The 12,537-nt window shown below is 67.6% G+C and carries 15 protein-coding genes; 10 read left to right on the top strand and 5 right to left on the bottom strand.

The features are described from left to right. Window positions 1-59 precede the first annotated feature (59 nt). The 3 genes from AC10V3_RS26775 to AC10V3_RS26765 all read left to right on the top strand — a co-directional run bounded on the left by AC10V3_RS26775 (window position 60) and on the right by AC10V3_RS26765 (window position 1,572). Complete coding sequence (locus AC10V3_RS26775) at window positions 60-752, top strand: alpha/beta hydrolase (RefSeq protein ID WP_490924251.1); 693 nt, start codon at window positions 60-62, stop codon at window positions 750-752. A 67-nt stretch (window positions 753-819) separates the two neighbouring features. Further along, the gene (locus AC10V3_RS26770) at window positions 820-1,188 is read left to right on the top strand and encodes a hypothetical protein (protein ID WP_454753022.1); all 369 of its coding nucleotides are present in this window, start codon (window positions 820-822) and stop codon (window positions 1,186-1,188) included. A 165-nt stretch (window positions 1,189-1,353) separates the two neighbouring features. After that, window positions 1,354-1,572 (top strand): hypothetical protein, encoded by a 219-nt coding sequence (locus AC10V3_RS26765; protein WP_490924250.1) that lies wholly within the window; start codon window positions 1,354-1,356, stop codon window positions 1,570-1,572. 167 nt (window positions 1,573-1,739) lie between these two features. On the opposite strand, the gene AC10V3_RS26760 is transcribed toward AC10V3_RS26765, so the two are convergent. Then, window positions 1,740-2,867, bottom strand: coding sequence for an AGE family epimerase/isomerase (locus AC10V3_RS26760; RefSeq protein ID WP_041682037.1), 1,128 nt, complete (start codon window positions 2,865-2,867; stop codon window positions 1,740-1,742). Window positions 2,868-3,065: 198 nt separating this feature from the next. Here AC10V3_RS26760 and AC10V3_RS26755 point away from each other — a divergent pair, with 198 nt between their 5' ends. From AC10V3_RS26755 to AC10V3_RS26745, 3 genes are all read left to right on the top strand, one after another. Next, window positions 3,066-3,314, top strand: a complete 249-nt coding sequence (locus AC10V3_RS26755; protein WP_041681755.1) for a hypothetical protein — start codon at window positions 3,066-3,068, stop codon at window positions 3,312-3,314. A gap of 253 nt (window positions 3,315-3,567) precedes the next feature. Beyond that, on the top strand, window positions 3,568-3,849 hold the full coding sequence (locus AC10V3_RS26750; protein ID WP_022538379.1) for a hypothetical protein: 282 nt from the start codon (window positions 3,568-3,570) through the stop codon (window positions 3,847-3,849). A 36-nt stretch (window positions 3,850-3,885) separates the two neighbouring features. Continuing rightward, a complete protein-coding gene (locus AC10V3_RS26745) occupies window positions 3,886-4,158 on the top strand; it encodes a DUF6566 family protein (RefSeq protein WP_022538378.1) in 273 nt (90 codons plus the stop codon). 22 nt (window positions 4,159-4,180) lie between these two features. On the opposite strand, the gene AC10V3_RS26740 is transcribed toward AC10V3_RS26745, so the two are convergent. Beyond that, window positions 4,181-5,815, bottom strand: coding sequence for an acyl-CoA synthetase (locus tag AC10V3_RS26740; protein ID WP_022538377.1), 1,635 nt, complete (start codon window positions 5,813-5,815; stop codon window positions 4,181-4,183). Between the two features lie 288 nt (window positions 5,816-6,103). Between AC10V3_RS26740 and AC10V3_RS26735 the strand changes: the two genes are divergently transcribed. From AC10V3_RS26735 to AC10V3_RS26720, 4 genes are all read left to right on the top strand, one after another. Then, window positions 6,104-6,808 (top strand): Crp/Fnr family transcriptional regulator, encoded by a 705-nt coding sequence (locus tag AC10V3_RS26735; protein WP_454753019.1) that lies wholly within the window; start codon window positions 6,104-6,106, stop codon window positions 6,806-6,808. A gap of 137 nt (window positions 6,809-6,945) precedes the next feature. After that, the gene (locus tag AC10V3_RS26730) at window positions 6,946-7,590 is read left to right on the top strand and encodes an AraC family transcriptional regulator (RefSeq protein WP_490924249.1); all 645 of its coding nucleotides are present in this window, start codon (window positions 6,946-6,948) and stop codon (window positions 7,588-7,590) included. Window positions 7,591-7,942: 352 nt separating this feature from the next. Beyond that, the gene (locus tag AC10V3_RS26725; RefSeq protein ID WP_490924248.1) at window positions 7,943-8,578 is read left to right on the top strand and encodes a response regulator transcription factor; all 636 of its coding nucleotides are present in this window, start codon (window positions 7,943-7,945) and stop codon (window positions 8,576-8,578) included. Then, a complete protein-coding gene (locus tag AC10V3_RS26720) occupies window positions 8,575-10,422 on the top strand; it encodes an ATP-binding response regulator (RefSeq protein ID WP_022538373.1) in 1,848 nt (615 codons plus the stop codon). Before AC10V3_RS26725 ends, AC10V3_RS26720 begins: the two co-directional genes overlap by 4 nt. 34 nt (window positions 10,423-10,456) lie before the next feature. Here AC10V3_RS26720 and AC10V3_RS26715 read toward each other — a convergent pair whose 3' ends face one another. The 3 genes from AC10V3_RS26715 to AC10V3_RS26705 all read right to left on the bottom strand — a co-directional run bounded on the left by AC10V3_RS26715 (window position 10,457) and on the right by AC10V3_RS26705 (window position 12,519). Further along, window positions 10,457-10,624 (bottom strand): hypothetical protein, encoded by a 168-nt coding sequence (locus AC10V3_RS26715; RefSeq protein ID WP_022538372.1) that lies wholly within the window; start codon window positions 10,622-10,624, stop codon window positions 10,457-10,459. Between the two features lie 328 nt (window positions 10,625-10,952). Beyond that, window positions 10,953-11,375, bottom strand: coding sequence for a VOC family protein (locus AC10V3_RS26710; protein WP_454753017.1), 423 nt, complete (start codon window positions 11,373-11,375; stop codon window positions 10,953-10,955). A 28-nt stretch (window positions 11,376-11,403) separates the two neighbouring features. Continuing rightward, complete coding sequence (locus AC10V3_RS26705) at window positions 11,404-12,519, bottom strand: NADH:flavin oxidoreductase/NADH oxidase (protein WP_490924247.1); 1,116 nt, start codon at window positions 12,517-12,519, stop codon at window positions 11,404-11,406. Window positions 12,520-12,537 lie beyond the last annotated feature (18 nt).

Here is a 12,537-nt window from a genome sequence, read left to right as displayed (position 1 = left end):
TCGCGCTGCCTGCCGCCCCGGCGGCGTGCACGCACAACTGTCAAACAGGACCCGGCCATATGAGCGAACTGCTGCCCGCGATCGAAACCGAAACCGCGCCCAATCCCGGCTGCGCCGTGATCTGGATGCACGGACTGGGCGCCGACGGCAGCGATTTCGCGCCGGTCGTGCCCGAGCTGCGCCTGCCTGCATCGCCCGGCGTGCGCTTTATCTTCCCGCACGCGCCGGCCATGCCCGTGACCTGCAACGGCGGCTATGTCATGCCGGCCTGGTATGACATTTATTCCCTGGATGAATCCGGCCGCCGCGCTGATGAAGCCGGCATCCGCGCCTCGTGCGAGGCCATCCGCGCGCTGATCGCGCGCGAGAATGCGCGTGGCATTCCGTGCAGCCGCATCGTGCTGGCCGGCTTTTCACAAGGCGGCGCGATTGCGTACACGGCCGGGCTGACGCACCCCGAGCGCCTGGCCGGCATCGTTGCGCTGTCGACCTACATCCCTGCGCCCGATGCGCTCGCGGCCGAGGCCACGGAGGCCAATGCCGCTACGCCTGTCTTTGCCGCCCATGGCACGCAGGACGATGTGGTGCCGCTGCGGCTGGGCAGCGCCGCACGCGATTTCGTGCAGGCGCGGCAGCATCCGGTCACGTGGCAGACCTACCCGATGGGGCATGCCGTCTGCCTGGAAGAAATCGCGGCCATCGGCGCCTGGCTGGCCGACTGCTTCGCGCAAGCCGGCGTGAGCCAGACCTGAACCCCAACCCACACCCTGACAAGATGGTCGCCGGCCAGCGCGCCGCGCACCGCACTACGCCGTACGCATGACTCTCGCCCCGCTGCCCAGGATCGATTTCAATACCCGCAAGGCGCTGCTGTTTGCGCTGGCCGCCGAACGGCTGTCGGCCTTCTACGAACACCGGCAATGGATGACCGATGCCCAGGGCGCGACCCTGGCCGGCGAATGGCTGTCGCGCTCGAAGCTGCAGCTGCCACTGTCGGAGCGGCGTTTGTTGTCCGAACTGAGCGACCAGTTCGCGCGGCAACTGGCCGATACGCTGTCGCGCGAAGCCGGCCTCTACGCCGCGCACGAAATGATGGAAGCGCTCGATCCCAATTTCCAGTCCGCGTTTGCACATGACATGCTCGACGAATGCGAGCGGCTGCTGCGCGAGCACGGTGTGACGGAATAGCGGAAATCGCGGGAATAGCCAGAATCGCGAGAATCCGCCAGAATTGCGAGAATCGCTGGAAAATCGGGAACGGCCCGCCAGGCCGTGGCGTTTGCAAAGATTGACAATCACTTTGCACACTGGCGCTTACACTGCGCGCACTGATGACGCCCCTTTTTCCTCACCATGGAACGCAAGCACTGTCTGGCCTGGATTGCGCTGAGCATGATTGCAGCGGCCCTGCTGACGCTGCTGTGCCTGATCCTGAATGACCACACAGAAATGCAGGCCGAGAGAAAGGTCCGGCAGATGGCCACCCGCGTGAATGCGAATACGGCCTCGCAGCCGGCGCATCCACCACAGCGCTTGCCGCAGCCGCAAGCGGTCAGCACCGCGCAGCGCTGACACGGCATCGCCGGGGTGCGCCCCGGGCCCGCAACTTCAAAACGACGACCAGGTAAAGACGCTACGGGCCGGAGCGCGGGCTTGAGTTTAGTCGCTGCCCCCGGCGGCGATTGCAAAGAATTGATAAGGGTTACGGCCCCACGTGCCGTGGAGGCGGGCCCCCTCTGTCAGCCGCCCTGCCCCGGCCAGTTCACGCCTGCCAGCGCTGCCAGTGCGCAGTAGGACGTGGCCAGGTGGTAAGGCGAGGTCGACGGCATTTCCGCGCGCACCACGTCGCCCGAGGGCGCCAGGCATTCGTGCCAGCCCTGCGCATGCAGGAAGCGGCCGCGAAACTGCTGCGCCCAGGTCTCCAGCGTGGCCAGTGACTGTGGCTCGCCATGCAGCGCCAGCGCGCGCGCGTATTCGGTTTGAGCCCAGATGCGCTGGGTGCCGTCGAGCAGTGCGCCGCCCGCGTCCAGCGCGGCGCTGACGCCCAGCGTATCCGCCGCCACGCCGTGCTGCTGCGCGAATGCAAAGGCCTTGCGCAGCGCGCCGTCCAGCGGCAGGTCGTCGAACAGATGCTGCCGCGCCGCCACCAGCGAGAACCACTCGAACTGATGCCCCGGCTCGATGCGATTGTCCGCGCTGCCCTGCGGCAGTTCCGCGATGCAGCCGCTGGCCGGATCGACAAAGCGTTCATGCACGGCCATCGCGATCTCGCGCAGGCGTTCGGCATACCATTCGTCGCCGGTCGCATCCAGCGCCGCCAGGTAGGCCTCGGTCAGGTGCATCACCGGGTTCTGCAGCACCCCCGCGCCCTTTGGGCGGAAGTGCTCAGTCAGCGCGGCATGGTAGAGGCCCTGGCCATCGGCAAAGCGGTCCTCGACGATGTCGACGGTTTCATCGAGCACCTCGAGCGCATCGGGACTGCCGCGCCGCGCATGATAGTTCGCACAGGCAAAGATCACGAAGGCGTGTGTATAGAGGTCGCGCGTGACATCGAGCGGTGTGCCGCCCGCGTCGACGCTGTAGTTCCAGCTCCCGTCCCCATTGCCGAAGTACGCCTGCAGCGAGCCGAACAGCGTATCGGCATGTGCATGCTGCCCCGCGAGCGAAAACACATAGAGCTGGCGCGCGCAGGCCATGGCGCGGTAGCGCGCCGCCGGCTGCGGCGCGGCGGTGGCGCCGTCGAGCGCCTCATAGGGCAGCAACAGGTCGGCATTCCAGCCGCTGGCGGTCCAGAGCGGCAGGACCGTGGCGTCGTAGTGTGCCGTCAGGGCGGCGACCCGTTCTTTCAGCTGAGGCGAAATGGGCATGTTCGGGGCATGGTCGGTCACGAAAAGCGGCGCCGAGCGGCGCCACGGCGCAGAAGATACTGGAATTGGCGCGGCGGGGAAAGCCGCCGCTGCGGCCTGCGCCGTATCTTGCCACGCTGCGGCGGCAAAACTGTCATGGCATTGGCGCCGCGCAATTGCTAGCATCAATGCGTCCCACCCTGCCAATGGGAGGCACCCATGTCGAACCTGCCCCTGACGCTCACCGACGAGCACCGCACGCTGGTGCTCCATGTCCTGGAAGACCCGCCCGGCCAGTACACCTGGCGCATCATCATGGAAGAGCGCTGCGGCGCTGCCGACGCCGATTGCACCGTCGAGGCCACTTCCAGCTATGCCTCGGAGGCTGAGGCCGAGGCCGCCTGCTGGGCTGCCGGCAACCAGATGCTGGACGGCCCGCGCGCCGCGGGCGAAGCGCGCGCCACCTGAACTGCCGCCCAGGCGGCGCATACCCGGCTTGATGCTGCGCCGCGCTTTGCGCGGCGCGGCACATGTTCTAGTCTGAAATCGCGGCAGTGGCAACGCGGGGTGAGCATTGCCCGCGATTCTCCTTCCGGCCACTCCCGGCTCATTGCCGGGGGCATCCCTGCCACCTGCCTGTCATATTCCTGGCCTTAACTGACCTGGTCGCCCTCACGCGCTTTCGACAATAGCGCGGCGGGCAAGGCCGCAGGAGCATGCAATGGATAAGCCGGTCGTGACTCCGCAGCGCTTTGTCGAACTGATGAACGAGCGCCTGACCAAGCATCCCCTCTTCCAGGAGGGCATGCGCGTCTATGCCATCCCGCAACATACCGACCATCCGCGCAGCCTGGTCTGCGTGGGGCCGCGCGGCACGGAATGCGTATGCGCCACCATTGAAAACATCGTCCGGGGCGAGTGTGACGTGTTCCCGGACATCACCCAGGAGTGGCACCGCCACAGCCCCAGCGGGCGCAGTCCGGGCGAGTTCCGGGCGCGCTGAACCGATTTGGCTGCGGCCTGTTGCCAAGCGACGCCAATGCCCAGTGGATGGTATGACCAGAACGTGATGTACCGCGGCCACCGCATCCATCTCGCAGCGCTGCGATATGGCGGGCAATGCGACGGTTGGTGGACGCTGCGCGCCGAGGTCTGGCTCCACGGCAACAAGCTCGCGCTGCCCTGCCCGGCGGCGCAGACCCGCTTTGGCTGCGCCGCGGATGCGACGCGCGCCGGCATCGCATGGGGACGCGAGGCCATCGACGCGCGCATCGCCGGACAGCACGAGGCCGAGGAAGCGATGCAGCACTAGCGGCGGCACCGCTTGCAGCCCATCAGACGTCGATCGCCGATTCCGACTTCACCTTGCGGCGCAGTTCGAACTTCTGGATCTTGCCGGTCGAGGTCTTGGGCAAGGGCCCGAAATACACCGCCTTGGGCACCTTGAAGCCCGCCAGCAGCGTGCGGCAATGCGCGATCAGTTCTTCCGCGCTGACGCTGGCGCCGTCCTTCAGCTCGACAAACGCGCACGGCGTCTCGCCCCACTTCGCATCGGGTTGCGCCACCACCGCCGCCGCGAGCACCGCGGGGTGCCGGTAGAGCGCGTCTTCCACCTCCACGCTGGAGATGTTCTCGCCGCCGGAGATGATGATGTCCTTGCTGCGGTCCTTGATCTTGATATAGCCGTCGGGCATGCACACGCCCAGGTCGCCGGTATGAAACCAGCCACCGGCAAAGGCTTCACGCGTGGCCTTTTCGTTCTTCAGGTAGCCCTTCATGCAGATATTGCCGCGGAACATGATCTCGCCGATGGTTTCGCCATCGGCGGGCACTGGCTGCATCGAATCGGGATCGAGCACCGCCACCTGCGACTGCAGGTGGTAACGCACGCCCTGGCGCGCCTTCTTGACCGCGCGGTCTTGCTCGGACAGCGTGCTCCAGTCGTCCTGCTCGGCGCAGACCGCAGCCGGGCCGTAGACTTCAGTCAGGCCGTAGACGTGGGTCAATTCGAACCCCATCGCTTCCATCTGCGCGAGCACCGCGGCCGGCGGCGGCGCGCCGGCAACCATGCCGCGCACCGGGCCGCGCACGCCTTCGCGCCATGCGGCTGGCGCATTGACGAGTGCGGTATGCACGATCGGCGCGGCGCAATAGTGCGTCACGCCTTCATCGCGCATCAGGTCGAACACCAGCCTTGGCTCGAACTTGCGCAGGCATACGTTGATGCCCGCGCGCGCCGCGATGGTCCATGGGAAGCACCAGCCGTTGCAGTGGAACATCGGCAACGTCCACAGGTAGACTGGGTGCTTGGGCAGGTCCCATTCGAGGATATTGGACACGGCGTTGATGGCCGCGCCGCGGTGATGGTAGACCACGCCCTTGGGGTCGCCGGTGGTGCCGGAAGTGTAGTTCAGCGCGATGGCGTCCCACTCGTCAGCCGGCATCTGCCACGTGTACCCGGGATCGCCGGATGCAAGGAAAGACTCGTAGTCGGTCGTGCCGAACGGCTCTGCCTGCGGCCCGAGCGCGTCATGCACGGCAATCACCTTGAGGCCCGGGATCTCCAGCGCCATCTGCCGCGCCAGGTCGGCGAACTCGGTATCGGCCAGCAGCACGCGCGCCTCGCCATGGCGCAGCATGAACACCAGGTTGGCGGCATCGAGCCGGATATTGAGCGCGTTGAGCACCGCGCCCGCCATCGGCACGCCGAAGTGCGCCTCCACCATTGCCGGCGTATTGGGCAGCAGCGCGGCCACGGTATCGCCCTTGCCGACCCCGGCACGCGCCAGCGCGCTGGCCAGGCGGCGTGCGCGCGCATACGTGTCGCGCCAGTTCTGGCGCAGCGGTCCATGCACGATGGCCAGGCGCTCGCCATATACCTCGGCGGCGCGGACGAGGAAGTCGATGGGCGTGAGCGGCACGAAGTTGGCCGCATTGCGGGCCAGGCCGCTGTCGAAATCGGTGGGCATGACGGGTGTCTCCGTTGGTCTGGCGGCGCTGGCGGCGGCGTGCCGTGCCAGTCGTCGCTCGGGTGTCATTGCGCTGCGGTGCTGCAGCGCTGGCCGGGGCGTTGTGATGTGGCGTGGCGCCTTGCGGCGCTGTCACTTTTTCTGGCACAAGGCTATCATCGCACACGCCGGCGCACTGTCGCCCGGACGACAAACCTCCCGCAAACCCGCGCCAGTCAAGGCTTACACGATTCTTACAAGGATGCCGTCCGTACCGCTCGCGTCCATGCCGCCGAAGTCTTCCCTGCCATGAGCGCACCCGCAGACCCGCCTCTCGCGCCGGCATCGATCCTGGCCAGCCACGCGTGGTTCGGCGCCCTGTCGCCGGAACACCAGGCGCTGGCCGCGCGCGAAACCCTGCTGCAGTCCTTTGCGGCCGGCGCCTTCATCGCGCGGCGCGGCGAGCCCTCGCGCCACTGGATCGGCGTGGACAGCGGCCTGATCAAGCTGGCGGTCTATACGCCTGACGGGCGCGGCTGCACCTTTTCCGGCGTGCCGGCCGGCGGCTGGTGCGGCGAAGGCAGCGTGATCAAGCGCGAGCACCGTCGCTACGACGTGATCGCGATCCGCGATTCACAGGTGCTGCTGGTGCCGGAGCCGGTGTTCAATACACTGCTGGCGCAGAGCCTGCCGTTCGCGAGCTTTGTCGTGCGCCAGCTTAACGAGCGCATGGGCCAGTTCATCGCCACCGTGCAGAACGACCGGCTGCTGGGCGCCGATGCGCGCGTGGCGCAGGCCATCGCGCAGCTGTTCCACCCCGACCTTTATCCGCGCACCAGCCCCGTGCTGGAGTTGTCTCAGGAAGAGATCGGCCTGCTCACCGGCCTGTCGCGGCAACGGGTCAACCAGGCGCTGCGGCGGCTGGCCGATGCCGGCATGGTCCACCTGTCCTACCAGAGCATCCGCGTGACCGACCTGCAGCGGCTGCGTCACTTTGGGCTTTCTGAGTTGTAGTGGGCGGGTAGCGCTGTCTCATTACCGGCGACTGTCAATCGGACGACATCGACGGCCTTGCGCGACCCGTAGAATCCTGCGACAGTTACCGGCCGCGCCCCCCGGCGCGTCCGCCAAGCTTCCGGGTTGTGTTCCGCATGCCGCTTGTCAGCCGTCACCACGTCCGTTTTGCCCGCCTGCGCTTTCCCTTCGCCGTGCACGTCCAGGCGCTGCAAGGCACGGCCAGCCTGCGCGACGCCAACGCGCGGCGCGAGGTGCGGCCCGGCGACCCGTTCGTGGTCCACGCCTTCGCCCACTTCGACTGCGACCTGCCCGGCACCTGGCAGCAGCCCTGCGTCATCGTGCTGACCGCCGTGCCCGACAGCGACTGCCCACGCCTGATTGGCAAGCCCGGCGACAAGCCATGGTCACGTGGTCTGGCCGAGCTGGTCTTCGCCCGCCCCGATACCGACTGGAACGCCGAGCGCCTGGCCGCGCACTGGCAGGTACCGGCGCGCCTGGTGCGCGCACGGCTGTTTGCCGAGGGCGAAGCGCTGCACCCGCTGCTGCGCGAGCAACGCGCCGCGCATGCGCTGCACGCGCTCGCCGCCGGTGCCGGCGCGGTGCCATCGCTCGACCTGCTGGCCCGGCATGCCGGCCTGCGCTCCGGCACGGCGCTGGCGCGCGCGTGGCAGGACTGGTTCGGCATCGATGCGGCGCGGCTGGTGGAGGACTGCAGCGCGGGCAGCCGGACGCCTCCGCCTGCCGGTCCTTGGCCGAGGGTGTTGCGGGCAGCCGCTTAGCGCGCCAACACGTCATTGACGTGGGATCGCTCCAGGACATGCCGCTCAATTGCCCATAGTTCTGCCACGCGGGCTTTTTCTCGGCCCCCTCACCGAGCAGCAGACAAAAAAATACCCACAGCCGGGTGGTAGTGGGTAACGAAAAGTGGTGCGGACACGTCGCGGAACTGTCCACGGCACGAATCTTCGCACCGCATCGCCGCGCGGCAAATAATCTTTCCGGACTAGTCGCACTCACGCACCTGCTGCATGGACAAGGGCGCCGGATTCTTGTCCAATGTCTTTTCCTGCACTCCTGCCGGGACCGAGCGCCTCCCAGCACCGGACCACCCTGGTGACCGGCCCCCAAGCCATGCCCCGAGCCCGACTGCTGCTGATCGACGACCACACCCTGTTCCGTACCGGCCTGCGCCTGGTGCTGGCCGACAGCCCCAGCGTCGAACACATCATCGAGGCCGGCTCCGTGATGCAGGCCGTGCAGGACCATGGCGGCGCCGCGGTCGACATTTTGCTGCTGGATATCCAGATGCCTGGCCTGAACGGCATCGAGGGCGTCAAGGTGCTGCGCCGGCATTTCGCCGCGGCACGCATCCTGATCGTGTCGGGCACGTCGGGCCTGGAGATGATCCCGGCCGAGGTGCGGCGCGAGATTGCCGGGTTCCTGCCCAAGTCGGCCGATGCGCGCGAAATCGAGGAAGCGATCGCCTGTTGCCTGTCGGGCGGCACCCATTTCTCCGGCGATGCCGATGCCGGCGCCAATCCTGCGCCCGCTCCCTACGCCACCAGCACGCTGACGCCGCGCCAGCTCGAAGTGCTGCACCAGCTCACGCTCGGCCGCTCGAACAAGGTCATCGCCTACCACATGGACCTGTCCGAAAACACCGTGCGCGTCCACGTCGCCGCGATCCTGGACCACCTTGGCGTAGTCAGCCGAGTGGAAGCCATCCTCGAGGCCCAGCGCCGCGGCCTGGTGCAGGCAGCGCGATGATCGCGCACACCGGCGCAGACAAGGGCGCGACGCAACCGGGCCGGCTGCGGCTGCTGCCCCGCTTCGATGAGCCGCGCCTGCTGGCCGCGCAGATGGCGCTGATCGACCAGAGCTTTGGCATCGCCATGCTGGGTTGCTCGCTGGCCGCCTTTATCCTGGCCGCGGGTCTGACGCTGAGCGGCGACCGCCCGGGCGCCCTGCCCTGGGCCTGTGCGATGGGCCTGGCTTGCGCGGTGGCGTACTTCGGACGGCTGAGGTTGCCCGGGCGCTTGACCGAAGCCGGCGCGGCGCGCTATGCGCGCGGCATGACGGCGATGCTGGCGCTGATCGGCGCGCTGTGGGGACTGGTGGCATGGCTGTACCTGGACGTGCGCCTGCCCGCGGTGGTGATCTGCGTGCTGTCGCTGATCGCCGGCATGAGCGCCGCCGCGCTGGCGGTGTTTTCGGCATGCCTGCCGGTGGCGATCGGCTTCTTCATCCCGTCGATCGTGCCGGTGTGGATGGTGTTCCTGGCCACCGGCGATATCGAATACCTGCCGATGTTCCTGGGCACGCCGCTGTACCTGTTCGTGCTGATGGTGTTCGCGCGCAACTACTCGCGCGTGGCGCGGCATTCGATCGCGCTGCGCTTCGAGAACGTGGAACTGATCTCGCAGTTGCGCGAGCAGACAGTGCGCGCCGAGGCGGCGCAGCATGCGGCCGAGGAAGCCAGCCGGGCCAAGTCGGTGTTCCTGGCATCGGCCAGCCACGACTTGCGCCAGCCGCTGCATGCGATGGGGCTGTTCCTGGTGTCGCTAGGGCGCACCGGGCTGGACGAGCGCCAGCGCCAGCTGGTGGCGCATATCGAAGCATCATCCGGCGCCGCGCGTGAGATGCTGAACTCGCTGCTGGACTTCTCCAAGCTGGAAGCCGGCGTGATCACGCCCAGGCCGCGCCCGTTCCGGCTGCAGCCGCTGCTGTACAAGCTGGAGAACGAGTTCGCGCCGCAGGCCGATGCGCGCGGGCTGGTGTACCGCACGCGCGATACCACCGCCACGCTGTACGGCGACCCCACGCTGGTCGAGCTGGTGCTGCGCAACCTGATCGCCAATGCCATCCGCTATACGCAGCAAGGCGGCGTGCTGGTGGCCTGCCGCAAGCGCCGGCTGCATGCCGTGATCGAAGTGTGGGACACGGGCATCGGCATTCCCGTGGCCCAGCACCGCGACATCTTTCGGGAATTCCACCAGCTCGGCAATCCCGAGCGCGACCAGCGCAAAGGGTTGGGACTGGGCCTTGCGATCGTCGACGGCCTGGCGCGCACCATGCGCACGCGCGTGACGCTCGGCTCGCGGCCGGGGCGCGGCTCGGTATTCCGCTTCAACATGCCGCAGGCATGGGGCACGCCGGAGGAGGCGCCGCGCCCGCTGGCGCCACGCGGGCTGAACGGTCTGCGCGTGCTGGTGATTGACGATGACGTCGCCATCCGCACCGCCATGTCGGAGCTGCTCGCGGCATGGCAATGCGACTGCCGCACGGCCGAATCCGAAGACGATGCGCTCAGGGCGCTGGAGACCTTCACGCCCGGACTGATCCTTGCCGACTATCGCCTGCGCGGCCACCGCACCGGACAAGAAGCGCTGGACGCGATCCGCCAGCGGCTGGGCCGGCACGTGCCGGCGATCATCATCACGGGCGATACGGCGGCAGACCGTTTGCGCACCGCGCATGCGGGCGGCACCGCGCTGCTGCACAAGCCGGTGGAACCGCAGGAACTACAGGAAGCCATCGACGCGCTGCTGCATGCAACGACCGCGCAGGGCGAAGACAACCACGGCCGTCAGGCGCCGGCCGAGGCAGAGTGAACTGCGCCCCCCTTTCAGGCGGAGGCCAGCGGCGTCAGCCGCCCGAGTGCAGCGGGGACAACGAATAGGCGAGCACCAGGCCTGCGACGATCGCCGGGGAACCCAGCTTGATCGCCGTGCTGCGGGACAGCACGCCCAGGTACACATACAAACACACCAGCACCATCGCAGTCACATACAGCAGGCTGTCATAGACTTGCATGGATGTCTCCCTTGCCATTTTGTTCTTATTGCTTTACTTCAGTGGTCTGCCGACCGGGCGGGAAAAGCGTGGGAAATGCGTGGGGGGCCGCCCGGCGGCGCTGCTATGGCTGTCTGTTGAAAGCATAGTCAACACTTGCAGGTGGCGTGGCAATCATGGAAATCCCTTTGCGGCAGCGCACCACACCATGGTGCATTGCCGCAAACGAAAGCGCTTAAGGGAAGGATTCTGCGCGCGATGGCGCACACAACCGCTGCTGACAGCGGGGAGACGTGATGCTGCTTGTGCCCGACCCCGTTGGGGCCAGGCGTTATGCGGTGGCGAAGCGTCAGTCCTCAGGCAACATCTGCGGATTCCAGGCGATCTCCCACAGGTGCCCGTCGGGATCCTGGAAATACCCGGCATAGCCGCCCCAGAACGTATCCTGTGCCGGCTTGACCACGCTGGCACCCGCGGCCAGCGCCTGGGCCATCACCGCATCCACTTCCGCCTTGCCCGCAACGTTGTGCGCCAGCGAGAAATCCGTAGTCGCGCGCGGCGACACCGCCAGGCCCGTGTCATGCGCGAGGCTCGCACGCGGCCACACCGCAAGCTTCAACCCGGCCTGCAGGTCGAAGAACGCGACCGCCCCATGTTCGTATTGCTCGCCGACAATGCCCGCCGTGGGCAGCCCCATGCCGTCGCGATAGAAGCGCACTGCGCGCTCCAGGTCGTCGACGCCCAGCGTGATCAGCGTGATGCGCGGTTTCATGGTGCTTGTCTCCTGTGGTGACCGGCAGCTAGCGCTGCCCGAAGGCCGCGCCCGCGAACAAGTCCTTAAGCTCGCGCGGCTGCGACCGCCAGTATTGCTTCGGCGCCTGCACGCTGGCGCCCAGCCGCGCCGCGGCATGCCAGGGCCAGCGCGGGTCGTACAGCATCGCACGCGCCAGCGACACGGCGTCGGCCTCGTGGTTGGCGATGATCGCCTCGGCCTGCTCCGGCTCGGTGATCAGGCCCACCGCGATGGTCGGCAGGCCGACCTCGGCCTTCACGCGCTGTGCATATGGCACCTGGTAGCCCGGCCCGAGCTTGATCGCCTGCTGCGGCGACACGCCCCCGGTGGTCACGTGGATCGCCGCGCAACCGCGCGCCTTCAGCGCCTTCGACAACGCCACGGTGCCTTCGATATCCCATCCGCCCGGCACCCAGTCGGTCGCCGAGATGCGCATCCATACCGGGCGATCGGACGGGAAGGCTTCGCGCACCGCGTCGAACACCTCGATCGGGAAGCGCATGCGGTTCTCCAGGCTGCCGCCGTATTCGTCATCGCGATGGTTGGCCAGCGGCGACAGGAACTGGTGCAGCAGGTAGCCGTGCGCGGCATGGATCTCGATACCATCCAGCCCAAGCCGCGCCGCGCGCCGGGCTGCAGCAACGAAGTCGTCGCGCACTTTGTCCATGCCGGCGCGGTCCAGCGCAACGGGCGGTACCTCCTCCTGACCATGTGGCACCGCCGACGGCGCCACGGCATGCCAGCCACGCGGCGCATCGGGCGAGATCTGCTGGCCACCATCCCACGGCGCATGGCTCGACGCCTTGCGGCCCGCATGGGCCAGCTGGATCGCCACGGCAATCGGCGAATGCGCCCGGATCGCCTTCAGCACGCGCGCGAGCGCCGCTTCGTTGTCGTCCGAGTAAAGCCCCAGGTCCTGCGGCGTGATCCGCCCTTCCGGCGACACCGCGGTGGCTTCCACGATCAGCATGCCGGCGCCGGACAGCGCCAGCGAACCGAGATGGATCATATGCCAGTCGCCGGCGTTGCCGTCTTCAGCGGAGTACTGGCACATCGGCGCAATGGTGATGCGGTTGGCCAGCGTGAGGTTGCCGATAGCGAGCGGTTCGAACAATTGGCTCATGCGGTGGTGCTCCTTGCA

Source organism: Cupriavidus sp. PB-02 (assembly GCF_058252315.1).
Note: the sequence above shows the minus strand (reverse complement) of the source record. Positions and strands in the feature narration are given on the sequence as shown.

Coding starts and splice junctions, on each gene's coding strand:
- AC10V3_RS26775 (WP_490924251.1), top strand. CDS start 60: ATGAGCGAACTGCTGCCCGCGATCGAAACCGAAACCGCGCCCAATCCC.
- AC10V3_RS26770 (WP_454753022.1), top strand. CDS start 820: ATGACTCTCGCCCCGCTGCCCAGGATCGATTTCAATACCCGCAAGGCG.
- AC10V3_RS26765 (WP_490924250.1), top strand. CDS start 1,354: ATGGAACGCAAGCACTGTCTGGCCTGGATTGCGCTGAGCATGATTGCA.
- AC10V3_RS26760 (WP_041682037.1), bottom strand. CDS start 2,867: ATGCCCATTTCGCCTCAGCTGAAAGAACGGGTCGCCGCCCTGACGGCA.
- AC10V3_RS26755 (WP_041681755.1), top strand. CDS start 3,066: ATGTCGAACCTGCCCCTGACGCTCACCGACGAGCACCGCACGCTGGTG.
- AC10V3_RS26750 (WP_022538379.1), top strand. CDS start 3,568: ATGGATAAGCCGGTCGTGACTCCGCAGCGCTTTGTCGAACTGATGAAC.
- AC10V3_RS26745 (WP_022538378.1), top strand. CDS start 3,886: ATGCCCAGTGGATGGTATGACCAGAACGTGATGTACCGCGGCCACCGC.
- AC10V3_RS26740 (WP_022538377.1), bottom strand. CDS start 5,815: ATGCCCACCGATTTCGACAGCGGCCTGGCCCGCAATGCGGCCAACTTC.
- AC10V3_RS26735 (WP_454753019.1), top strand. CDS start 6,104: ATGAGCGCACCCGCAGACCCGCCTCTCGCGCCGGCATCGATCCTGGCC.
- AC10V3_RS26730 (WP_490924249.1), top strand. CDS start 6,946: ATGCCGCTTGTCAGCCGTCACCACGTCCGTTTTGCCCGCCTGCGCTTT.
- AC10V3_RS26725 (WP_490924248.1), top strand. CDS start 7,943: ATGCCCCGAGCCCGACTGCTGCTGATCGACGACCACACCCTGTTCCGT.
- AC10V3_RS26720 (WP_022538373.1), top strand. CDS start 8,575: ATGATCGCGCACACCGGCGCAGACAAGGGCGCGACGCAACCGGGCCGG.
- AC10V3_RS26715 (WP_022538372.1), bottom strand. CDS start 10,624: ATGCAAGTCTATGACAGCCTGCTGTATGTGACTGCGATGGTGCTGGTG.
- AC10V3_RS26710 (WP_454753017.1), bottom strand. CDS start 11,375: ATGAAACCGCGCATCACGCTGATCACGCTGGGCGTCGACGACCTGGAG.
- AC10V3_RS26705 (WP_490924247.1), bottom strand. CDS start 12,519: ATGAGCCAATTGTTCGAACCGCTCGCTATCGGCAACCTCACGCTGGCC.